The 23419-nt window shown below is 45.9% G+C and carries 17 protein-coding genes; all 17 read left to right on the top strand.

The genetic code is table 11. From position 1 onward, the window contains the following. The first annotated feature begins 5 nt into the window (after window positions 1-5). Window positions 6-1244 (top strand): glycosyltransferase, encoded by a 1239-nt coding sequence (locus ACAN55_RS21945; RefSeq protein WP_379138010.1) that lies wholly within the window; start codon window positions 6-8, stop codon window positions 1242-1244. Then, window positions 1241-2581, top strand: a complete 1341-nt coding sequence (locus ACAN55_RS21940) for a glycosyltransferase family 2 protein (protein WP_379138007.1) — start codon at window positions 1241-1243, stop codon at window positions 2579-2581. Before ACAN55_RS21945 ends, ACAN55_RS21940 begins: the two co-directional genes overlap by 4 nt. A gap of 25 nt (window positions 2582-2606) precedes the next feature. Then, window positions 2607-3818, top strand: a complete 1212-nt coding sequence (locus tag ACAN55_RS21935) for a class I SAM-dependent methyltransferase (RefSeq protein ID WP_379138005.1) — start codon at window positions 2607-2609, stop codon at window positions 3816-3818. A gap of 55 nt (window positions 3819-3873) precedes the next feature. After that, complete coding sequence (locus tag ACAN55_RS21930) at window positions 3874-5715, top strand: FkbM family methyltransferase (protein WP_379138002.1); 1842 nt, start codon at window positions 3874-3876, stop codon at window positions 5713-5715. Between the two features lie 165 nt (window positions 5716-5880). Further along, window positions 5881-7353, top strand: a complete 1473-nt coding sequence (locus tag ACAN55_RS21925) for a hypothetical protein (protein ID WP_379137998.1) — start codon at window positions 5881-5883, stop codon at window positions 7351-7353. Between the two features lie 558 nt (window positions 7354-7911). Further along, window positions 7912-8109: a cold shock domain-containing protein gene (locus tag ACAN55_RS21920; protein ID WP_036652637.1), complete on the top strand. Its 198-nt coding sequence runs from the start codon at window positions 7912-7914 to the stop codon at window positions 8107-8109. 316 nt (window positions 8110-8425) lie between these two features. Beyond that, the gene (gene hpf / locus ACAN55_RS21915) at window positions 8426-8977 is read left to right on the top strand and encodes a ribosome hibernation-promoting factor, HPF/YfiA family (RefSeq protein ID WP_379137994.1); all 552 of its coding nucleotides are present in this window, start codon (window positions 8426-8428) and stop codon (window positions 8975-8977) included. Between the two features lie 263 nt (window positions 8978-9240). Continuing rightward, on the top strand, window positions 9241-11748 hold the full coding sequence (secA, locus tag ACAN55_RS21910) for a preprotein translocase subunit SecA (RefSeq protein ID WP_379137991.1): 2508 nt from the start codon (window positions 9241-9243) through the stop codon (window positions 11746-11748). Between the two features lie 445 nt (window positions 11749-12193). Then, a protein-coding gene (gene prfB / locus ACAN55_RS21905) for a peptide chain release factor 2 (protein ID WP_379138073.1) occupies window positions 12194-13307 on the top strand; the annotation gives its coding sequence in 2 pieces (ribosomal slippage) (window positions 12194-12265 and window positions 12267-13307; 1113 coding nt in all). Between the two features lie 105 nt (window positions 13308-13412). Next, a complete protein-coding gene (locus ACAN55_RS21900) occupies window positions 13413-14297 on the top strand; it encodes a YitT family protein (protein WP_379137988.1) in 885 nt (294 codons plus the stop codon). Window positions 14298-14468: 171 nt separating this feature from the next. Then, complete coding sequence (gene argC, locus ACAN55_RS21895) at window positions 14469-15515, top strand: N-acetyl-gamma-glutamyl-phosphate reductase (protein WP_379137985.1); 1047 nt, start codon at window positions 14469-14471, stop codon at window positions 15513-15515. Between the two features lie 22 nt (window positions 15516-15537). Further along, the gene (gene argJ, locus ACAN55_RS21890; RefSeq protein WP_379137982.1) at window positions 15538-16764 is read left to right on the top strand and encodes a bifunctional ornithine acetyltransferase/N-acetylglutamate synthase; all 1227 of its coding nucleotides are present in this window, start codon (window positions 15538-15540) and stop codon (window positions 16762-16764) included. A 29-nt stretch (window positions 16765-16793) separates the two neighbouring features. Further along, the gene (argB, locus tag ACAN55_RS21885; RefSeq protein ID WP_379137978.1) at window positions 16794-17630 is read left to right on the top strand and encodes an acetylglutamate kinase; all 837 of its coding nucleotides are present in this window, start codon (window positions 16794-16796) and stop codon (window positions 17628-17630) included. 42 nt (window positions 17631-17672) lie between these two features. Further along, complete coding sequence (gene argD / locus ACAN55_RS21880) at window positions 17673-18968, top strand: acetylornithine transaminase (RefSeq protein ID WP_379137975.1); 1296 nt, start codon at window positions 17673-17675, stop codon at window positions 18966-18968. Beyond that, window positions 18965-19930 (top strand): ornithine carbamoyltransferase, encoded by a 966-nt coding sequence (gene argF, locus ACAN55_RS21875; RefSeq protein ID WP_379137971.1) that lies wholly within the window; start codon window positions 18965-18967, stop codon window positions 19928-19930. Before argD ends, argF begins: the two co-directional genes overlap by 4 nt. Before the next feature lie 298 nt (window positions 19931-20228). Beyond that, window positions 20229-21464: an argininosuccinate synthase gene (locus tag ACAN55_RS21870; protein ID WP_379137968.1), complete on the top strand. Its 1236-nt coding sequence runs from the start codon at window positions 20229-20231 to the stop codon at window positions 21462-21464. Between the two features lie 359 nt (window positions 21465-21823). Beyond that, entirely contained in the window at window positions 21824-23239 is a 1416-nt protein-coding gene (argH, locus tag ACAN55_RS21865; protein ID WP_379137965.1) for an argininosuccinate lyase, read from the top strand. The last annotated feature ends 180 nt before the right edge of the window (window positions 23240-23419 follow it).

The raw sequence follows: 23419 nt of genomic DNA, 5'->3' as shown, positions 1-23419 counted from the left end.
AGCCTATGAATATTATCCAAGTGAATAATTGTGATTTAGCTGGACGCAGATTTAATGGTCATGACTTACAGTTATCATTAAATGAACTTGGACATCAGTCATATCAATTAGTTCTAGAGAAATCAGGAGTTGAGGCAACTACAATTCCGATATGTGATTCCAATGGTTTATTTATCAGAAGCACTCTGAGAAGTGTTGAAAGTCAATGGAGCATAAATAATCTGATAAATCCAATTGGGAAAATGCTGATGCAGATGGACCATTTTAAAAATGCGGATATTGTGCATTATCATTTAATTCATAATCATTTAGTCTCGATTCTCGATATGCCTGAATTGGCCTATTTGAAGCCTTCGGTCTGGACCATACACGATCCCTGGATGGTTACTGGCAATTGCATCCACCCGCGTGAATGTACGAGGTGGCAAACGGGTTGTTTTCAATGCCCGCAACTGGATGAGTTTAACTTTCCTATGAAAGTAGATAAGGCCGCGCAGATGTGGGCGATAAAAAGGCAAGTATATGAACAGATGGAAATCGATATCGTGGTCTCTTCGCATTTTATGGAGGATTATGTTAGGAATAGTCCCCTGACAGCACATTTTAAAAAGGTTCATAAAATACCTTTTGGAATAAACGTGGAAAGCTTTGAAAACATTGATAAAGCCAAAGCCAGAACTCACTGGGGAATTCCATTGGATAGCTTTGTAATCTCCTTTCGTGCGGATTCAAATAAGAACAAAGGCCTAAATTATCTGATCGAAATGTTGAATGGATTCTCTGTTCAACAACCAATAACCATACTTTCAATAGGTAATGCTTCGCTGCCTTTACATTTAACTGAGAAGTATAATGTGATTGAACTCGGCTGGCAGAATGACCTTGATACCGTATATGACTTTTATGGAGCAAGCGACGTTTTTATAATGCCTTCTCTGGCAGAATCGTTTGGAATGATGGCGATTGAAGCGATGGCTTCAGGCTGTCCAATTATCGTATTTGAAGATACTGTATTGCCTGAGATAACATTTGCTCCTGAATGTGGTATTGCTGTACCTTATGGGAATAGCGAGCTGCTCAGGATAACGGTTGAACGTTTAATGGATGCTCCGGAGGAACTTCGTTGGCGGGGGGAAAGAGGCAAGCAGCTTGCTAGAGAATACTATCAATATACGGATTATATAAAAAAGCATATCAGTCTCTACCAGGACATTATGGATAGAAGTGAAGGAGGAGGCTTATGATTAACGAGCCATTGGTATCTGTTGTTATTCCTGTATATAACGGTGAGAATTATTTACGGGAAGCAATTGATAGTGTTATTGCACAGACCTATCAGAACATTGAGATCATCGTTGTAAATGATGGTTCCCGTGATGAAGGTGCTACAGAAAGAATTGCGACTTCTTATGGCAACAAGATTCGATATTTCCATAAAGAAAACGGTGGAGTTGCGACAGCACTTAACTTAGCCATACGGGAAATGAAAGGTGAATACTTTTCATGGCTTTCACATGATGATATGTATTACCCGGGCAAAGTTGAGCTGCAAGTTCGTGCACTGCGTGCAAGTGGAAATATGACCGCTATTGTTCATGGTGACTATGATTTATTAGATGTTCATTCACAAGCGATAACTCATGTGACTCAAAGTAAAATTTATACAATAGATCAGCTGGAGAGTTCTGTATTCCCTGTTTTGCAAGGAGTAGTTCACGGTTGTTGCCTACTTATTCATAGAAGTCACTTTGAACGTGTAGGTGGTTTTGACGAAGCACTCATTTCAACACAGGATTATGATCTATGGTTTCGTATGCTGCGGTTTCAACAAACGATTTATTTAACTGAACCTTTAGTGATAGCTAGAGTACATGAATCTCAAGGCAGTCGTACCATGAATACCCACAAAGCTGAATGTGAACAATTACATATCGGTTTTTTAGAAAAACTAACTGAAGCAGAAATGAGCGCAATGTATGGAAGTGCGTATAATTTCTACCACAGAATGTGTTGTTATTTTAAAGGAGGAGAGATGGAAATATCCTATCACTATGCAAATAAAAAGTTACAAGAAGCAGCAGTGCCAGAGGATGTATCGGATCAACTCTTATATTTAAAGAATTATGTGAGTACGCTTTTTGACGGGAAGACTGACCGTATTTGCATTTTTGGAGCGGGCCAGTATGGTGTTAGTTTGTATCAGGAATTACGCAGTAAGCTAATAAATGTTGATTGCTTTTCGGATAATAATGAGGGCAAATGGGGCTATTTGTTTGACAATGTGTACTGCATTTCTCCTGAACAACTTGAACTGGAAAAAGATCGAACTTTGGTGATTGTAGCTAATCGGACACCAACTGAAATAGTTGATCAACTGAAATTAAAGGGATTTCCATATATTACAACTAAACAGGAACTGGACAGAGAATTAATGCAGATCCCGCCTGTTAAATGGATTACTGCACTTGATGATATTGAAGGTTTGGATTTTTCTTCTAAAGAAGCTATTCTTTTAATTAATAAGTTTAATCAAACTATATTTGATATTTGTAAGTTTTATGAGGATAGACTTAATAAATAATAGCAAGGAATAACAGGGGGATTATATGAAGCTAGATCAAATGCTGGTCAACTGGGCTTTAAACCAATTTGAAGATGGGCAAACGCCAAAGCCTGTTGTTATTTTTGGTGCAGGTAGAAATGGTTTGTGGTTGAAATCATTTTTGCAGCAAACAAATATTAATATAGCTTTCTTTTGTGACAATAGCCCTGAAAAGCAAGGAACTGAGATTGACGGCATCCCTTGTGTAGCTGTTGAAGAGTTGTCCCGATATAAGAACGAAGTTATTATTTTTGTATCTCCCATTAAATCAGAAGCCATAATGGAACAACTTCGTGATTATGGATTTACTTGTGTCATATCTCACGATTTTCTAAAACTGGCTAAGTATATTCCTTATTCTGATAATGAGAATGATTTTCTCAACTTTCCGCCTATTGGTCATTATTACTCCCTATATCCCGACATAGAAGAGATTAAAAAGAAGTCAGAAGAAATATTCCAGTCGAACAAAGAATTACTTGATATTGATTTTAATGAAGAAGAACAACTTTCAATGCTTAATCAAATGATTGATTTATACCCTTCAATTCCTAAGTGGCCAGATAGTTCTGTTAAACTTGGTTCAACACCGTTAAGATATAGATTTGGGAATCCCAGCCTTAGTGCAGGAGATGCTGTCGGTTTGCACTGTATGCTTCGAATTTTAAAGCCTAAGAAGATGATCGAAGTTGGTTCAGGCTATACATCGGCTGTGACATTAGATACTAATGAGTTTTATATGAAGGATTCCATTGAACTTACCTTTATTGAGCCGTATCCTAATGTTCTAGAATCCATATTAAAGGAAACTGACCGAATTAATTTAATGAAAAAAGGTCTACAGGATGTACCGCTTCAGCATTTTGAAGAGTTAGATGATGGAGATATTTTGTTTATCGATTCCACTCATGTTTCTAAAATAAATTCTGATGTAAATTATTTGTTTTTTGAAATATTACCAAGGCTTAAAAAAGGGGTCTATATACATTTACACGATATTTTCTATCCATTCGAATACCCTAGACAATGGATTATGGACGGTATGATTTGGAATGAACTTTACCTCTTGAGAGCCTTTTTGCAGAATAACAAGAAATATTCAATTCAATTTTTTCAAAACATGATGGAACAGAAGTATCAGGAAATTTTCAAATCACAATGGCCGATGAGAGAACATTACCATGGGGGAAGCTTCTGGATGAGGAAATTGGATTAATTGTAAGCTAAGGGTGAGTTTATTCTAACTACAATGACGAAGGAGCGAACTTTTCATGCGCAAGGAACTTACAGATTTTGAGAAGATCATTCATAACGATGGAGAAAGGCTTATTTTTGGGGTTAGCCATAATTTAACTGAGGACATTCGGCATAGAAGTTCATATCTCTTTTTTAAGCAAATTATAGAGTTCGATTGTGCTAATGTGGATGGAGAAATTAGCGTAGTTGATTTTGGGTGTGGCGTGGGTCATGGTTGTGAAACTTTATCAAGTATACAAAATTCAAGAGTGCTTGGTGTGGACATTTCGCAAGAAGCATTACAATATGCCTCTCAGAATTATGGTAATAATAATATTCAATATGAACAGGTCGATTTAATTGAATTCTCCAATAATATGGAGGAATTTGATTACGTTGTTTCTCGTGGTGTCTTGGAACATATACATGATGGATTGTCTGTTGCACTCAAATCAAAATGGGCCAAGAGATTGATTTTCGATGTTCCTTATGATGAAGCCCCTGGAAATCCTCATCATTTAATTACAGGCATCCGGGAGGAACACGTTGAACATTTCCCTAATGCTGAAATCTTTTATCAGGATTTGAATGGAGTTATCTATGACAGATTAAACAAGCCGCAGAACCCCAATATGATCATATGTGTTTGTAGTGCGGACGGACTTCCGAAAGTAGAGACGTTCACGCAATTTCCTATCCCTGCATGGAGAGGGAACAAAGAGCAAAAAGCGATAGGAGACCCAACAACGAAATTAAGATTCTTCGAGGGGGATACTTCTGCAGTAAATGATCATACGCTAGGGAAAGTCTTCTCACAAGCCAAAGGTATTTATGATTCTTTAATGGATGAGAAATCCAAAAAATTATTTGCTCTTCGGATGCTATATAATACTACGCTTGATAACAATTATCTGTTTGATATGGTTGCTCTTACCCCTGAATTCGATCCGAGAGAAATGATGCAGTTCAGAAAACTTTACAATCAATATAAAGCAATTCGCGATGCAGAGCCTTCCCGCAAGCTTATTATTTATGGTTCAGGTAAATGGGGAAGGCATTTATATGAGTTGACGAGTGATCTGAATTGGCATTGTTTTTGTGATAAAGATATTCAAAAACAAAACACTATTTACTGCGGGCTGCCCGTGATTTCACCTGAACAATTGATTAGCCAGCATAAAAATGATTTTATTGTTATCGGGACGAAGCTATACCAGGATGAGGTTCGCAATGATCTCATTTCCTTGGGATTTCCTGCCGAACAAATTCTTAGCGGCGACATACAATTCCAGGTTGAGTGTTTTTTGGATACGCAATATTTCGAAGAACCAATTATTTCGCCCCAAGAGGATGAAGTATTTGTAGATGCAGGGTGCTTTAATTTTGACACATCGCTATTATTCAAAGAATGGTGCGATAATAATTATAAAAAGATATACGCTTTTGAGCCGGATCCTGCAAACTACAAAAAAATTCAAGAAGTTATTAAGCGAAATAATGTAGACAAAGTGGAACTATTTAATGCAGGAGTATGGAGTGAAAGAGATGTTTTGCATTTTAACGCCGACGAAAGCAGTGCTTCTTCATTCTCGGAGAATGGAAGTATCGATATTGATGTAGTTAGCTTGGATGACGTGCTAGACGGGCAATATGCTACGTTTATAAAAATGGATGTCGAAGGCTGCGAATTGGAGGCCTTAAAGGGCGCTAAAAATACGATAATTAAAAACCGTCCAAGATTGGCAATTTGTATTTACCATAAACCTGAGGATATTTTGGAGATCCCCTTGTATCTCCAAAGTTTAATACCGGACTATAAATTCTATATAAGACACTATAGTAACTTTACAGTTGAAACGGTTCTATACGCTATATAAAAACTATATAAGCTGAACTTAAGTATTCAACAAATAGACAAGGAAATGGTAAGAGGTATAGCTTTCAGAAGTCCAAACATTCATCGTAGCTACGACCTCACGCAGATGGAAGAATCTTAAGTTCAATGTGTATAGAAAGGAGTTTTTACTAAAATGTTTCTTAACATGAAAAAAAGAATCTCTGCATTAATGGATACTGTTTCTGAAATGCTAAGTGCTATATATCAAATAAATGATCCTATCAGTGCTGTGTCGGATTGTTTGGCTGCTATTGAAGCAATGTCCTCTAAGATAATGGAGGAAGACCCGGTTCCCAAACAAACTATAGAGCAATTGGTAAGTATTCATACGTCATTGAAAAGGTTCCTGGATGATAGCACTTTGATCAATCCAGAAGGTGTTACATTTCTAAATGATCAATTGACTATCTTGAAGGATACGTTTCAAGATGAAATTGTTGGAAAACTTAATATTGTATTTTTACCGTATAAAGCTTCCATGTGGGACAGTCTTGCATCGATATATGAGGCGGCTCTTAAAGATAAGAATTGCGTAGCACATGTGGTACCTATTCCGTATTATCAATTAACTCAAAGTGAACAAATACCAGTATACGAAGGAGGACTATTTCCCCAGGATGTCCCGGTAATACATTATAGTCAATATAACCTTCAGGAACAGCAACCGGATATTGTCTACTTACACAATATTTATGATCAGTATAATACGCTAACGAGGGTACCTGAACAATTTTATACATCCAATTTAAAAAAGTATACAGATATGCTAGTATATGTTCCTTATCATATATCATCATTTATTGAACCACCAAAAGGGTTTCACTCTTTATCCTATGCTCTCCCATCAGTAGCCAATGTAGACAAAGTTATTCTAATAGATGATTTCTTAAAAAAGGCAGCAATTCGAGAAGGCCTTCCTGAAGATAAGTTTCTTGTTCTTGGATCACCAAAGTTTGATGCTATGGTCAAAGCAATTCATGAGGGGGCTCCTTACCCTGAAGAATGGAAAGAACGTGTGGAAGGAAAAACTGTCTATTTAATAAATACTGGTTGTCTCTTTTTTGGCAATTCACCCTTTGTACCGCTGGAAAGATTATTAGACTTTTTCAATATCCCCAGAATTGCTGAGAATAGTATTGTAATTTGGCGACCGCACCCCCTTACTAAAATATCAATTATGAAATATGCACCGCATTTTACTGAATTTTATATAAATCTTATTGAGAAATGGATAAAAGGAAGAGATCCGCTTTATAACCATATAATCTTTGATGAAACAGAAGACTATATGCCCGCCCTTAATCTGGCCGATGTATTAATCTCTAGTGACGGCTCTTTACTTCGTTCCTATTTGCTTACTGAAAAGAAAGTTTTATTTTGGGGTGAAGGTTTGCCAAAAGGCTCTTTAATTCCGGATAATGTATTTTACCAAGCGTTTGATCGTTCTGAACCATGGTACGAATTAGTTAAAAAATTTGCTGCTGGACATGATCCATTGGCTGATAACCGCAAGGGAGTTGCTGCTAAGGTATATACCAATGTTGATGGGACAGCAGGAGAAAAGGTACATTATGTTATTAAAAAAAGCGTACTAGAAGAGTCCTTAAAAAGTAATTAAACAAAGCTCGAATCAAAATTAGAGGTTGAAAACAAGAATCACGCGTGGATGAGAAAGTGCACCGGAAGAAACAAGCCTGAAACCGAGCCGAGTACTACGGGTTTATTCCTTGGGGTCAATGACTTTATCATTATATTACAATGTTTGTTCTGAACTTTCTTTAGCTTTCGGTATCTAATTGAGGGTTTATAAAATGCTTTTAAGCGTTTTATAAACCCTTTTTAATGTATTTTAATTGAGAATTTTGCATAATTCTGTTTATGCATGTTGTCAGACTCAAGAGTAAATATGTTCGCTCCATCCAAAGATTATCGAAACTGATAAAAAAATATTTGTAGCTGTTTCATACGCAAACATTCAGGTTAAATATCATTAACTGACTATCGGCGTCGTATCTTATTGTCGTATCTTGAGGAATTCAGAATATCAACAAAATTCTGGTAAATTATTGAAAGAAAACATTTACTATTCCAATTGACAATGAGAAAGCGGCGGTGTTATAGTCAGAATTGTGAGCAAGACTCACATTCATTTGATGACGAAGGGAATGTTTGAACAATGGAAGGTAAAGTAAAATGGTTTAACGCAGAAAAGGGTTATGGCTTTATCGAGACTTCTGAAGGCGGAGACGTATTCGTACACTTTTCCGCAATTCAAACTGATGGTTTTAAGACTTTGGATGAAGGCCAATCCGTTGAGTTCGACATCGTTGAAGGCGCACGCGGACCACAAGCAGCTAACGTAATCAAATTATAATCATCCGGCTAAGCCGACCTACATAAATGGTAGATGGTTAGCAAATTGAGACGAATAGCATAAAGACTCTGGAATACATTCCAGGGTCTTTTTTAATATTTTTTTATGTTTACTCAACACTAATTTGTGCACTTATGAGAGACTATTGTCTCTTGGAAGTGGATATAACATGCATTTGCGGCAAAGTATGGACAACTTGTGAAAGCCTTTTCACACATGTGACCCTTAATTGTAAGTGACATGTAAATGTGTCATGAAATGCTTTTTACTTAACGCTGACAATTTGGTATAATGAAGGAGCAAAGGAGGAGTGCCCATGCAATTCAGCATTCGAGGTCAACAAATTGAAGTGACCGAAGCTTTGAAAGAGTATGTTGATAAAAAGCTCAACAGACTTGAGAAGTATTTCGATGCACCCCCTACCTCTGAAGGATATGCAACCCTCAGCGTTGTTCGAGGCCTTCATACGGTGGAAGTAACCATTCCGTTAGCCGGAGTAACTCTTCGTGCGGAAGATCGCAGCGATGACATGTACGCTTCCATTGATGCCGTAGTGGACAAGCTGGAACGTCAAATTCGTAAACACAAAACTAAACTCAACCGTAAGTTCCGCCAGGAAGGAAGCTTGAAGACACTTTTTGTGGAAGGCGCAAATGGCAGTGTTGCTGTTGAGGAACACGATATTGATGAATTGGAGGTAGTGCGTAACAAAAGGTTCACACTAAAGCCAATGGATGTCGAGGAAGCAATCCTGCAAATGAACATGGTAGGACACAGTTTCTTCGTATTCTCTAATATCGACACTTCCGAAGTTAGTGTTGTGTACAAACGGAATGACGGCAAGTACGGGTTGATTGAACAGGACTAACACGGTTGTTATAATCCTGAACGCATTACTAAATAAAAAATTAAGCGAGCCCCTATTCGTTTGACAACGAATAGGGCTCTTGTGCGTATATAAATAATAAAAGTTGCTGTTAGAAACTGGGGTTATGGCTGCTCGTATTGCGGCTTCTCTTACAAACTGTTACAATTTATGAAGCAGCGGAATCGATTTTTGTACATGCGGCCCCTTCAATTTGTGAGGATGGGCTCGGTTCCACCATCTGTGTTGCATGAAAGGGGTTAACCATGCTAGGACTTGTTAAAAAAATATTTGGCGATACCAACGAACGTGATGTCAAACGTCTCATGAAGACGGTTGAAGTAATCAATGGATTGGAGCCTACTTTCAAAGCGCTCTCGGATGAAGAATTGAGAGCGAAGACTGAAGAATTCCGTGCTCGGATCGAGAAGGGCGAGACATTAGACGAACTTCTTCCTGAAGCGTTTGCTACCGTGCGCGAAGCTTCCGTACGGACACTCGGCATGCGTCATTTTGACGTTCAGCTGGTGGGTGGTATGGCACTACATGAAGGTAGAATTTCCGAGATGAAGACAGGTGAAGGTAAAACTCTGGTAGGAACACTACCGGTATACCTGAACGCATTGCTCGGTAAAGGTGTTCACGTTGTTACAGTCAATGATTATCTGGCACAACGCGACAGTGCCCAAATGGGGCAGATATATAATTTCCTGGGCATGACGGTCGGGGTTAACCTGAGCGGCATGGACCATGCCGATAAGCAAGAGGCTTATGCCTGCGACATTACGTATGGTACGAATAATGAATTTGGATTTGACTATCTGCGCGACAACATGGTGCTCTACAAAGAGCAAATGGTACAGCGCCCGTTATATTTCTGTATCATTGACGAAGTGGATTCCATTCTTATTGATGAAGCACGGACTCCGCTCATTATCTCCGGACAAGCCGAGAAGTCCAATGAACTGTATTATGCTGCTGATCGTTTTGTAAAAAGACTGACGGCAGAAGAAGATTATACTGTGGATATCAAGGTGAAGGCTGTTGCCCTGACTGAGAAAGGTGTAGCCAAAGCGGAGAAGGCTTTTGGGATAGAGAATCTGTATGACCAAACTCACGTAACGCTGAATCACCATATCGTTCAAGCGCTTAAAGCGAATGTTATTATGCGCCGGGACGTTGATTATGTGGTTGCGGAAGAAGAAGTTGTCATCGTTGATGAATTTACCGGCCGTTTGATGGCTGGCCGCCGTTATAGCGATGGTCTGCACCAGGCAATTGAAGCTAAGGAAGAAATTGAGGTTCAGAATGAAAGCAAGACGCTGGCCACAATTACCTTCCAGAACTACTTCCGGATGTATCGTAAGCTGGGTGGAATGACAGGTACAGCAAAGACTGAAGAAGAAGAGTTTAAGAAAATTTATGGTCTTGAAGTTCTTCAAGTGCCTACGAATAAGCCTAACCAACGGTTAGACTCCCCGGATGTAGTTTATAAGAGTGAGAACGGCAAGTTTAATGCAGTAGTTGAAGAGATCGTTGCACGTCACAAGAAGAACCAGCCAGTTCTGGTAGGTACGGTATCGATCGAGAATTCGGAACGTGTATCGGAAATGCTGAAACGCAAAGGTGTTAAGCACCAGGTGCTGAATGCGAAACATCACCAGCTGGAAGCGGAAATCATCTCTCATGCAGGTGAACCAGGTACAGTTACGATTGCAACAAACATGGCCGGACGCGGAACAGATATCATTCTGGGTGAAGGTGTAGCCGAGCTTGGCGGGCTGCATATTATTGGTACCGAGCGGCATGAATCCCGCCGGATTGATAACCAGCTGCGCGGTCGTGCCGGCCGTCAAGGTGACCCGGGTTCCACGCAGTTCTATCTGTCGCTTGGCGATGAACTGATGAAACGCTTCGGTGCGGATAATGTGCTGAACATGATGGACCGCTTAGGCTTTGAGGAAGATCAGCCGATTGAGAGTAAGATGATTACTCGCGCCGTTGAATCTGCCCAGAAGCGCGTAGAGGGCAACAATTTTGATATCCGTAAGGTTGTCTTGCAATATGATGACGTGATGAATCAACAGCGCGAAATTATCTATAAACAGCGCCGTGAAATTCTGGAGTCTGATAACATTAAAGACACCGTCGTTGAAATGATTAAGCCTGTAATTTCCCGTGTGGTCGAAGCGCATTGCAGCGATGATATTCCTGAGAATTGGGAGCTGCAGGAAGTTGCGGATTATGTAAATAACAAGTTACTTGAAGATGGTGCGTTGACCCGTGATATTCTGTGGGGCAAGGAAGCCGATGAAATTACCGAATTCATCTTTGAACGTGTGCTGGAGAAATATGCTGCCCGTGAAGAACGACTCGGCTCCGAGCTGGTTCGCGAATTTGAGAAGGTTATCGTGCTCCGCTCTGTAGACAGCAAGTGGATGGATCATATTGATGCTATGGATCAACTGCGTCAAGGGATTCACCTTCGTGCTTACGGCGGTACTGATCCACTTCGCGAGTATCAATTTGAAGGCTTCCAAATGTTCAATGAAATGTCGGCGAGCATCCAGGAAGAAGTTGCGACATATATTATGAAGGCACATATCGAGACGAACCAGGAGCGTCAATCCGTAGTGGAAGAGGATAAAATCTCCACGAACGCAGAGCCGCAAGAGAAACGTCCGGTACATGTCGAAGCTACGGTTGGCCGCAACGATCCTTGCCCATGCGGCAGCGGCAAGAAATACAAGAACTGCCACGGACAAAACGCGTAAGAAGCTTCTAATAACAGCAAAGTGCGGCTGGGCCCGGGGGACTCCTCGTTTGCGGCCCGGCCGCTTTTTTGAAATATAAGGATTTATAAGTTTCACCTCATAAATCATCCTTCTATTTCTGCGAGAAACGGATGCCATCCCTGGAAGGACGGCGCAGCCGTTTCTTCTTGAATCTTTGAAACTCCGGTGAATTGCTGAATGGAGAGAAGGTTTGGAACTGGAGAAGTGCCAGCGTTCGCCCGAAAGCTTACCGGAGGAAAGCTGGCTTCGGAAGCATATGCTATCCCGGAATTCCAACCGCAGAGCGGTATAGTTCAAGGAATCCATGGATAACAGCGATCGGAAGTCCAAACATTGTCGGAATGGACAAAAATTCACCTGAGGTTTCAACGTTCAACCAGCAGCCCGCGCGCAATAACTTATTTTGAAAGGTGAAGTGAACAGAGTGATCGATCCTAACGTGAAGCAGGACCTGCGTGAAATAAGTAAGAAATTAACCAACCTTAGGGGGTCACTTTGACTTAGATCTGAAGCTGGAGATGATCGCCAACTTCGAAGAGAAGATGGCAGCCCCCGATTTCTGGAACGATAATGAGAAAGCTCAAGCCCTAATTGCCGAGATGAATGCTGTGAAGGGTTCCGTGGATCAATACGACAAGCTGCAGCAGGAATTTGATGATGCCAGTATGATGACCGAGCTCGCGGATGAAGAAGGTGACGAAGAGCTTGCTGCAGAGACGGGGAATTCGATCCATAAGCTGCTGGATAAAGTGAATGAGTTCGAGCTGCAGCTCCTCTTGAACCAGCCGTATGACAAGCTGAATGCTATTCTGGAGCTGCATCCTGGTGCAGGCGGCACGGAGTCTCAGGACTGGGGACAAATGCTGCTGCGGATGTATACCCGTTGGGCGGAGAAGAACGGCTTTAAGGTCGAGGTACTGGACTATCTTCCTGGGGATGAGGCCGGTATCAAAAGTGTTACGCTGCTGATTAAAGGCTTTAATGCTTACGGTTACCTGAAAGCGGAGAAAGGTGTGCACCGTCTGGTACGGATTTCGCCGTTTGACTCTTCCGGGCGCCGGCATACCTCATTTGTATCGTGTGATGTGGTGCCGGAGATCAATGAAGATATTGAAATTGAAATCCGTACGGAGGATTTGAAGGTGGATACGTACCGTTCTACAGGAGCGGGCGGACAGCACATTAATACAACAGATTCTGCAGTGCGGATTACCCATATTCCTTCCGGGGTTGTAGTGACCTGTCAGAGCGAACGTTCCCAGATTAAGAACCGCGAGCGGGCGATGACTATGCTTCGTTCGAAATTGTATGAGCGCAAGCTTCAGGAGCAGCAGCAGCAGCTCGATGAAATTCGCGGCGAGCAATCGGATATTGCCTGGGGCAGCCAGATCCGCTCCTATGTGTTCCATCCTTACAGTATGGTGAAGGATCACCGGACCTCTGTGGAGACTGGAAATACAGGTGCGGTCATGGACGGCGATCTCAATGCCTTTATTGACGGGTATCTCCGGAGTCAGATCAAGACTGAGGTAGAGTAAAAAGATGAACTTCCCGTGCACGCCTGTGTGCGGGAGTCTTTTCATAAGAACCATGCATTGCCATAACGGGTGCGGGGTTAGATCACACGCTAAGGAGTCTGCTTCATGCAAAAAATAAATTCACGCACCAAACCCCCACTTATTCCGTTGAACGGGCCGCTTCGTCATGCAGTGGATATCACACTGATTGTGCTGGGCTCGCTTGTAACGGCACTTGCCTTTAATCTGTTTATGCTGCCAAACGAGATTGCTTCGGGAGGCGTATCCGGCTTGTCCGTACTGGCCAAGTCATGGTTCGGAGCGGAGCCGGCATTCACCCAGTGGGCGCTGAACATTCCCCTCTTCGTGCTTGGTGTGCTGATCCTCGGCAGACAATATGGGGTTCGCTCGCTGCTGGGCAGCTTTCTGTTGCCGCTGTTTATTTTTATTACCAAAGACGGACCGGTCCCTACTGATAATCCTCTGCTGGCTTCCATCTATGGGGGCATTGGCGTAGGTCTGGGTCTTGGACTGGTATTCCGGGGGCGCGGCTCGACAGGCGGCCTTACTATTTTGGCGCAGATCATTCAGAAATTGACCGGACTTAGCTTCTCCATGTCCGTAGTGTTGCTGGATGGGACAGTGATTACGTTGGCCGCTTTTGTGCTGGGGATGGAGCAGGCACTCTATGCTCTAATTGGGCTGTTCGTAACAGGCAGGGTGATCAACGCCCTAGAGGTTGGGTTCAGTAATACGAAGGTTGCATACATCATCTCGGACAAGACGGAAGAGATCTCGCAGGAAATTCTGCATGACCTGGACCGTGGATTGACCAAGCTGGATGCACATGGCGGGTATACTGGCGAAGCCCGGACCGTGCTGATGGTTGTAGTAGGACAAAATGAAATCACCAGACTCAAGGCCATCGTCCGTTCGGTGGATCCGGGAGCGTTTGTGATTATTACCGAGGCTCATGAAGTATTGGGCGAAGGGTTCAAAAGAGAGGCGTAAATCTCCTGTGAAGGGAGAAATTACGTCTCTCTTTTTTTACATTGGTGGGGATGTATTGGTTGTATTTATATTAATGCGGTTGTATAATAATACATATTTGCGAGACGGATGAATACGATAATGGAATTCCGGTGAATAGAGAATATAACTGAGCAGAAAGCAGGGATGACCATGCAGGGCAAGCTGAGGGCGGCAATCGTAGGATCAACTGGATACGGAGGAGTGGAGTTGATCCGGCTGCTGCAAAGCCATCCTGAGGTAGAGATTACTTCGGTTATTTCCTCCTCAAGTGAAGGGGCGCTTATCGAGGAAGGTTTTCCGCATTTGACTGGGATTTTGGGGAAGCTTGACGGTGTGAATCCGGCAGAGATGGCGAAGCGGGCGGATATCGTTTTTACGGCGACACCTTCGGGTGTAAGTGCCAAGCTGGTGCCGCAGCTGCTACAGGAGGGCTTGAAAGTAATAGATTTGTCCGGTGACTTTCGGTTAAAAGACGGTTCTGAGTACGAAGAGTGGTATAAACATCCGGCCCCGGACCCAGTATATCTGGAGCAGGCTGTATATGGATTATGCGAGATTTATGGTGAACGGGCGGCAGGTGCTGAGTTTATCTCTAATCCGGGCTGCTATCCTACGGCGACACTGCTCGGTTTGATTCCGGCCATTGAAGCGGGCTGGATCAAGCCGGAGTCCATCATCGTGGATGCCAAATCCGGTGTATCCGGAGCGGGGAGGGGAACCAGCCTGACCGTTCATTATGCGGAGATCAATGAGAATTTCAAAGCGTATAAGGTCAACAAGCATCAGCATATTCCGGAAATTGAGCAGGTTTTAAGCGATGTATCCGGGGATAAGGTGACGATAACCTTCACTACGCATCTGGTGCCGATGACCCGAGGCATTATGGCGACGATGTATGCGACGATGGATGGGCAGTACACGGAGCAGGATTTTGTGGACTTATACTGTAAATATTATACAGGTCGGCCTTATGTCCGCATAAGAAATGCCGGGATTGTTCCGGCGACCAAAGAGGTCAGTGGCTCCAACTATTGCGATATTGGTTTTGCGGCTGACGCCCGGACAGGGCGGGTCACCATTGTGTCCGTAATTGACAACATTGTAAAAGGCGCGGCAGGTCAGGCGATACAGAATCTTAACTTGATGATGGGATGGGAGGAAACGCTTGGCCTAGGTTACACGCCCGTGTATCCATAGGACTTTGAGCGGCAACTAACTAATGAGCGAGAATAAATATACCGTCGTAGAAGGCGGAAGCATTACAGCACCTAAGGGTTTTAAATCGGGGGGACTACACTGTGGTCTGAAAAAAACAGAGCGCAACGACCTCGCGGTCATTGTATGTGAGGTGCCTGCGACGGCAGCGGCTGTCTATACGACCAACGTATTTCAAGCGGCACCGCTTAAGGTGTCCCGTGAAAGCCTTGCGGATGGTATCCTGCGTGCGGTTGTAGTGAACAGCGGAAACGCCAATGCCTGTACAGGGGAACAGGGTGAAGCCGATGCTTATGAAATGCGTGCAGCAACCGCCCGGCAGCTGGGCATTCCTGAGACGGAAGTGGCAGTCGCTTCGACCGGAGTGATCGGTGAACTGCTCAAAATGGATCGTGTCCGTAGCGGCATTGCCGCCTTGCCCGAGACGCTGGATGATGGAGCGGCAGGTGCGGAAGCGTTCTGCCAGGCGATTTTGACGACGGATCTGGTGAAAAAAGAATGCTGCGTTAAAGTATGGGTTAATGGTTCGGAAGTAACGATTGCCGGTGCTGCAAAGGGATCGGGGATGATCCATCCCAATATGGCGACAATGCTGGGCTTTATGACCACAGATGCTGCTGTTGACCAGGAGGATCTGCACAGCCTGCTGCGGCAAGCGACGGATGTTACCTTTAATATGATCACCGTGGACGGGGATACCAGTACGAATGATATGCTGATTACCATGGCGAGCGGACTAGCGGGGAATGAGAAGCTGAACCGGCTGCATCCGGATTGGGATGCTTTTGCCGCTGGATTTACGCATGTCTGTCAAAGTCTTGCTAAATCTATTGCCCGTGACGGCGAGGGCGCAGCGCATTTAATAGAAGTAATCGTGAACGGTGCGGTCAATGAAGAGGCTGCCCGTGCTATTGCCAAGACCGTAGTTGGCTCCAGTCTAGTGAAATCAGCCGTATTTGGCGCTGATGCGAACTGGGGGCGGATTATTGCGGCAGTCGGGCGTGCCGGAGTTCCGGTTTCACCGGACCGTGTGGATATCGCTCTCGGCAGCATTAAAGTGCTGGAACAGTCGCGGCCGGTGATTTTTGATGAAGAGGAAGCACTGGCTTATCTGCAGGGAGATACGGTATTGATTACGGTAGACCTCCAGGATGGGAATGGAAATGCAACGGCCTGGGGTTGTGATCTTACGTATGATTATGTGCGTATCAATGCGGCTTACCGCACCTGATTTTATAGCCGGGAGGAAGAAGGAATTACATGACACCGAAATTATCCCTTAATGATGATATAGAAGCAGAAGGCACTCATGGATTGTTTGTCATGAAATGCGGCGGAAGTACACTTGCTGCGCTCCCGGATTCTTTTTTCGAGGATTTACGGAAACTGCAGCAGGGAGGTGCCCGGCCTGTAATCGTACATGGAGGCGGTCCGGCGATTTCTGAGAATCTTGCCAAGCTTGGAATAGAGAGCAGCTTTGTGAACGGCCTGCGGGTGACGACCGAGGAAGTGCTGGATGTCGTGGAGATGACGCTGGCCGGAAGCATGAATAAGGCTATAGTGCGGCGAATTCAGAGCAGTGGCGGCATGGCGCTAGGCCTGTCTGGTGTGGACGGTAATCTCATTCAGGCACAGCCTGTTGCCAACCATGCAGAGGTAGGTCTTGTAGGAGAGGTTACTTCTGTAAATGCTGAGCTCATAAAAGGTATTGTGGCGCTGGGCTATATTCCGGTTATTGCACCTGTTGGTGTGGATGCGGAGGGCCAGAGGTACAATATTAATGCCGATACAGCGGCGGGTGCGGTTGCCTCTTATGTGCGGTCGCCCCAGATGATCGTTGTTACCGATGTGCCGGGAATCATGCGTACGGTTGACGGTGAGAAGATTGTGCTCCCTGCCGTGACGGAACAGGAGATTGAGGCTTTAATCAGCAGCGGCGAAATCTACGGGGGAATGATTCCGAAGGTCCGTGCCGCAATGGACTGCATCCAGGGAAGTGTGTCCGAGGTTGTCATTGTGGACGGTAAGGAGCCGCGAGTGCTCAGCCGGGTGCTGGCTGGTGAGTCTTTAGGAACACGTATTATACGTTCAAAATAAACATGCTGCCGGCATACCGGAGCGGTGGGAGAGTGAATAGAAATGAGCGAGCTTACGCAAGCAGGGAAATCTTCTTTGGCAGAAGCGCAGGAGGGGAACGCAGTGAATCCGTTGGATTCCAGCAATCAGGCTGTCCCGGCCGAAAAGGGAAGTGCAATTTTCCCGTCATATGCTAAATTCGATATCAGCCTGGTTAAGGGCAAAGGCAGCTGGGTATGGGATGACAAGGGGAATAAATATCTTGATTTCACCTGCGGTCTGGCAGTAACCAGCCTTGGCCATGCCCCGGAAAAGGTTGGCGCCAAGCTGAAAGAACAGATTGACACCTTGTGGCATGTGTCGAATCTCTTCCATATTCCCGGCCAGGATGATGTGGCTTCTCTGCTGACGGCGAACAGCTGTGCAGACCAGGTATTCTTCTGCAACAGTGGTGCGGAAGCGAATGAGGCAGCCATTAAGCTGGCACGCCGCTATCACCAAAAGGTGAAAGGAACGGGGCGCTACGAGGTCATCACCTTTGAACAATCGTTCCATGGGCGTACCTTGGCAACGCTGACTGCTACTGGACAGGCAAAGGTCAAGGAAGGATTCCTCCCGCTCCCTGCCGGTTTCAAGACTGTTCCTCTGCATGATCTTCAAGCGCTGGAAAGTGCAATTCACGAGAATACGGCAGCCATTATGATGGAGATGGTTCTGGCTGAAGGCGGAGTACTCGAAGTGCAGCCGGAGTTTCTGGAGGCCGTAAGCCAACTCTGCAAGGAGCATGGGCTGTTACTCATCGTGGATGAAGTACAGACCGGAATGGGACGTACCGGGAAACTTTTTGCCCATCAGCATTACGGGGTGGAGCCTGATATTTTCACCCTGGCTAAAGGGGTGGCAAGCGGATTTCCGGCAGGGGTGATGCTCGCTAAATGCTACCTGCGGGAAGCGTTCACGGCAGGAGCCCACGCGTCGACGTTCGGAGGAACCCCTCTGGCGGCCGCGGTGATGAAGGCGACCATTGAAACGATGCTTGAAGACGAGCTTCCGGAGCGTGCTGCCAAGACAGGCCAGTATTTAACCGGACTTTTGAAAGAGAAGCTGGCAGATTGTCCATTTGTTCTTGATATCCGTGGCAAAGGCCTCCTGATTGGAATCGAGTGCCAGAGCCCTGTGAGTGATATTGTGCTGGCAGGACAGAAGAAGGGGCTGTTATTCGTAACCGCCGGACCGAACGTGATCCGACTCCTGCCGAACCTGTATGTAAGCAAGGAGGAGGTCGACCAAGCGGTGGACATCCTTTCGGAACTCATTCATACTTATGCTAAAAAAGAAAGCGGGGAAGCCGGATCATGAGTCAGGTAGTACAGAGTGCAGCAGAAATCGCCAAGCAGTTGAAAGGCCGCGACCTGTTGGAGCTGAACGATTACAGTACAGAAGAAATCATGTATCTGATCGAACTTGCCGTAGAGCTTAAGCAGAAGCAGAAGAGCGGTGAGGTGTACCAGCCGCTGAAGGGCAAAACGATCGGACTGATTTTTGAGAAATCCTCCACACGGACGCGTGTCTCCTTTGAAGTCGGGATGTATCAGCTGGGCGGTCATGCGCTGTTTCTCAGCAAAAATGATATTCAACTCGGCCGCGGTGAAACCGTAGGCGATACGGCGCAGGTCATGTCCCGTTATCTTGACGGTATTATGATCCGCACCTTTGGACATGACAAGGTAGAGGAACTGGCGAAATTCGCCTCCATACCTGTCATCAACGGACTCAGCGATTCGGCACATCCGTGCCAGGTGCTGGCCGATTATCAGACGGTATACGAGCATAAAGGACAATTGAAGGGTCTGAAGCTGGCGTATATCGGGGATGGTAATAATATGGCGCACTCGCTGATGATAGGCGGAGCCAAGCTGGGCGTGCATGTATCGGTTGCCAGTCCGGAAGGCTATGAGCCCGATGCCGCTATCGTGGCGGAGGCCCGTGAGATCGCCAAGGCGACCGGAGCTGAGATCGTCGTGACCCGCAGTCCGCAGGAAGCTGTCACTGATGCAGACGTGATCTACACCGACGTCTGGGCCAGCATGGGTTTTGAAGCCGAGCAACTCGCCCGTGAGGTAGCTTTCAAGGATTATCAGGTCAACGATGAGCTGGTGAAACTGGCGAAGAGTGATTACCTGTTCCTTCACTGCCTCCCTGCCCACCGCGAGGAAGAGGTATCCACCTCTGTGATCGACGGCCCGAACTCGGTCATCTTTGACCAGGCCGAGAACCGCCTGCACGCGCAGAAAGCGCTGATGGCCGCCCTGATGGGGTAAGACCTTAATGGATTAAGAAGAAGATAAGAATTTGTTTTTTATATATAAATATAAAATCACTATATAAAAAAGGTTTTAAAGTTAGCTTTCCCGGCTAAGGTTATCGGAGCGGGCGGAATGAATCTGGAGAAACGTCAGTGGTCGCCTTTATCCTCAGATTCCAACCGCTGAAGCGGTTATTCAAGGAATCAGAGGATAACAGCGATCGGAGGATTATTTCGCACGCGGAGAGGCCACCTTTGCCCGAGGAAAACTCTTTAAAAGTGTTTTATATAGCCCACACGAAAGGAACCTACCCATGCCAAAAGAAAAAATCGTGCTCGCCTATTCCGGCGGGCTGGATACATCCGTCATTCTGAAGTGGCTGAAAGAAACCTATGATGCAGAGATTATCGCCTTTACCGCCGATATCGGCCAGAAGGAAGAGCTTGAAGGTCTGGAGGAAAAAGCACTCGCAACCGGCGCATCGAAGGTATATATTGATGACCTGCGCGATGAGTTCGCGAATGACTTCATCTATCCAATGTTCCAGGCGGGAGCCTTGTATGAGGGACAATATCTGCTTGGCACAAGCATCGCACGCCCGCTGATCGCCAAGCGGATGGTGGATATTGCGATTGCCGAAGGCGCTACTGCCATTGCTCATGGCGCAACAGGCAAAGGTAATGACCAAGTCCGTTTTGAACTGGGTGCGGCTGCGCTTGCGCCCGGTATCAAAGTAATCGCACCTTGGCGTCTGGAAGAGTTCCGCAGTCAGTTCCCTGGACGTGCGGAGATGATCGCCTACGCTGAAGCGAATGGTATCCCGGTTCAGGCATCGGCAGCGAAGCCGTATTCCATGGACCGCAACCTGCTGCATATCAGCTATGAGAGCGGTGTGCTGGAAGATCCGTGGTTTGATCCGAGTGCTCCCGAGAATAAGGAAATGTTCCTGCTGAGTAATGCGCCGGAAGATGCTCCGGATGAGGCGGAATACTTAGAACTTGATTTCCTGAAAGGTGACTGTGTGGCCCTGAACGGCGAGGCTCTGACTCCGCTGCAAGTAATGGAGAAATTGAACGAGCTGGGCGGCAAGCATGGCATCGGCCGCGTCGATATGGTAGAGAACCGTTTTGTGGGCATGAAGAGCCGCGGCGTGTATGAAACTCCGGGCGGCACCATTCTGTTCACTGCTCACCGCAAAATGGAATCCATCACCATGGACCGTGAAGTTATGAACCTGCGTGACAGCCTGATCACCCGCTACAGTACGTTGGTATACAACGGCTTCTGGTTCGCTCCTGAACGGCTGGCGCTGCAAGCCCTCGTAACCGAAAGCCAGCAGAATGTGACCGGTACCGTACGCCTCAAGCTGTATAAAGGCAACATCATCGGCGCCGGTGTTAAAAGTCCGGTCAGCCTGTACAACCCGGATATCGCAACCATGGAAGCTGACCCGACCCAAGCCTACGACCAAGGCGATGCCACAGGCTTTATCCGCCTGAACGCGCTGCGCCTTAAAGTGTCCGCAGGTGTAGCAGAGTCTGCAAAATAAGTTGGCTGAGCTACTGGAATTGCGAAGTAAGTGTGGTTGAGCTCTGAACTTCATAGGTCTTGTAAAGGTGAGAGTAAATACTTACCTTAAATTTTTAACTGCAATTAAACGATAGGGTGAAAGTAACGAAGGGGAATTTTTGAGCTGGAGAAGCGCAGCGTTCGCCTTTATCCTCAGATTCCAACCGCTAAGGCGGTTATTCAAGGAATCAGAGGATAACAGCGATCGGAAGTCCAACATTCACCGTAGTTACGGCTTACCCTATCAGTACCCTATCCATAAATATAAGGATTTCCGTTGGCCGTTCCTCCCGTCAGGACAGGAGCGGCCCTCTGGCGTCCATAGAGGAGGAGTCACAGGTGAGCAAGTTATGGGGCGGACGTTTTACCAAAGGAACGAACAAACTGGTAGAGGAGTATACGGCTTCTATCGGATTTGATAAAGCACTGGCGGAAGAGGATGTACAAGGAAGTCTGGCGCATGTAACCATGCTGGGTAAATGCGGAATTCTGCCGCAGGAAGATGTGGAGACCATCAAGGCTGGCCTGAGTAAGGTACTGGAGAAGGTTCGTGCCGGTGAGGTAGAGTTCTCCGTAGCGGATGAAGACATTCACATGAATATCGAGAAGAACCTGATCGAGGAGATCGGTCCTGTAGGCGGGAAGCTGCATACCGGACGCAGCCGGAATGATCAGGTGGCTACTGACATGCACTTGTATCTGCGGAACCGCGTGGTGGAGCTGGTAGCACTTTTGCACGAGCTCCAGGATGCATTGATCGTGCAAGCCAAGGATAATGTGGATACCATCGTTCCCGGTTATACACATCTGCAGCGGGCGCAGCCGATTCTATTCGCCCATCACTTGCTGGCGTATGTGTCCATGTTCCGCCGTGATGCGGAGCGTCTGACCGACAGCTATAAACGCATTAATGTTCTTCCGCTGGGCGCTGGTGCGCTGGCGGGAACTACTTTTCCGATTGACCGTCATTTTGTTGCGGAGCAGCTTGGGTTTGACAGTGTGTATGAGAACAGTCTGGATGCCGTGAGCGACCGCGATTTCATCGTGGAGTTTCTGGCCAATGCGGCACTGATCATGACCCACCTGTCCCGGCTCAGTGAAGAGCTTGTGCTGTGGAGCAGCACCGAGTTCAGCTTCGTAGAGCTGGATGATGCGTTCTGCACAGGCAGCAGCATTATGCCTCAGAAGAAGAATCCTGACGTGCCTGAACTGGTGCGGGGCAAAACCGGCCGCGTCTACGGCAACCTGATCGGTCTGCTGACCGTCCTGAAGTCGCTGCCACTTGCGTACAACAAGGACATGCAGGAAGACAAGGAAGGGATGTTCGATACTGTAGCCACGCTGACAGGCGCGCTTCAGCTGTTCGCTCCGATGATCGCCACCATGAAGGTGAATAAAGGACGCATGCGTGAGGCCGTAAATACGGACTTCTCTAATGCTACCGATATCGCAGACTTCCTCGTGGGCAAGGGCCTGCCGTTCCGCCAGGCGCATGAGGTTATCGGCAAAACCGTGCTATATTGCATCAACGAAGGTAAATTCCTGCTCGATCTGACGCTGGAGGAATTTAAACACTTCTCCCCGCTGTTTGACGAACAGATCTACGCTGTGTTGCAGCCGGAAGCGGTAGTCAACGCCCGGAACGTCTACGGCGGAACTGCAACCGTTCAAGTGAAGGCAGCGATTGAGCGGGCTGAAGGGGCTTTGGCAGAGGCTGGCGGATGGGTTGCGAAACACGGGTATGTGAGCGAATAATAGAAGATTCACTAAATAAAAAGCCTGCCTTCTGCTCCATTCATAATGGAGAAAAGGCAGGCTTTTCCGTTATCACCAACAGGCAGATTCCACTGCCTGTTTTTTTAGTGCGCCCAGCATGGGCGCTATCTCTAGGGTTGAAGTCCCGAATGGCGAAGGCAGTAGTAGCCATTAGCTTAA

This window comes from Paenibacillus oryziterrae, from assembly GCF_042610485.1.
In the GTDB taxonomy this organism is placed as follows: domain Bacteria; phylum Bacillota; class Bacilli; order Paenibacillales; family Paenibacillaceae; genus Paenibacillus_AQ.
Note: the sequence above shows the minus strand (reverse complement) of the source record. Positions and strands in the feature narration are given on the sequence as shown.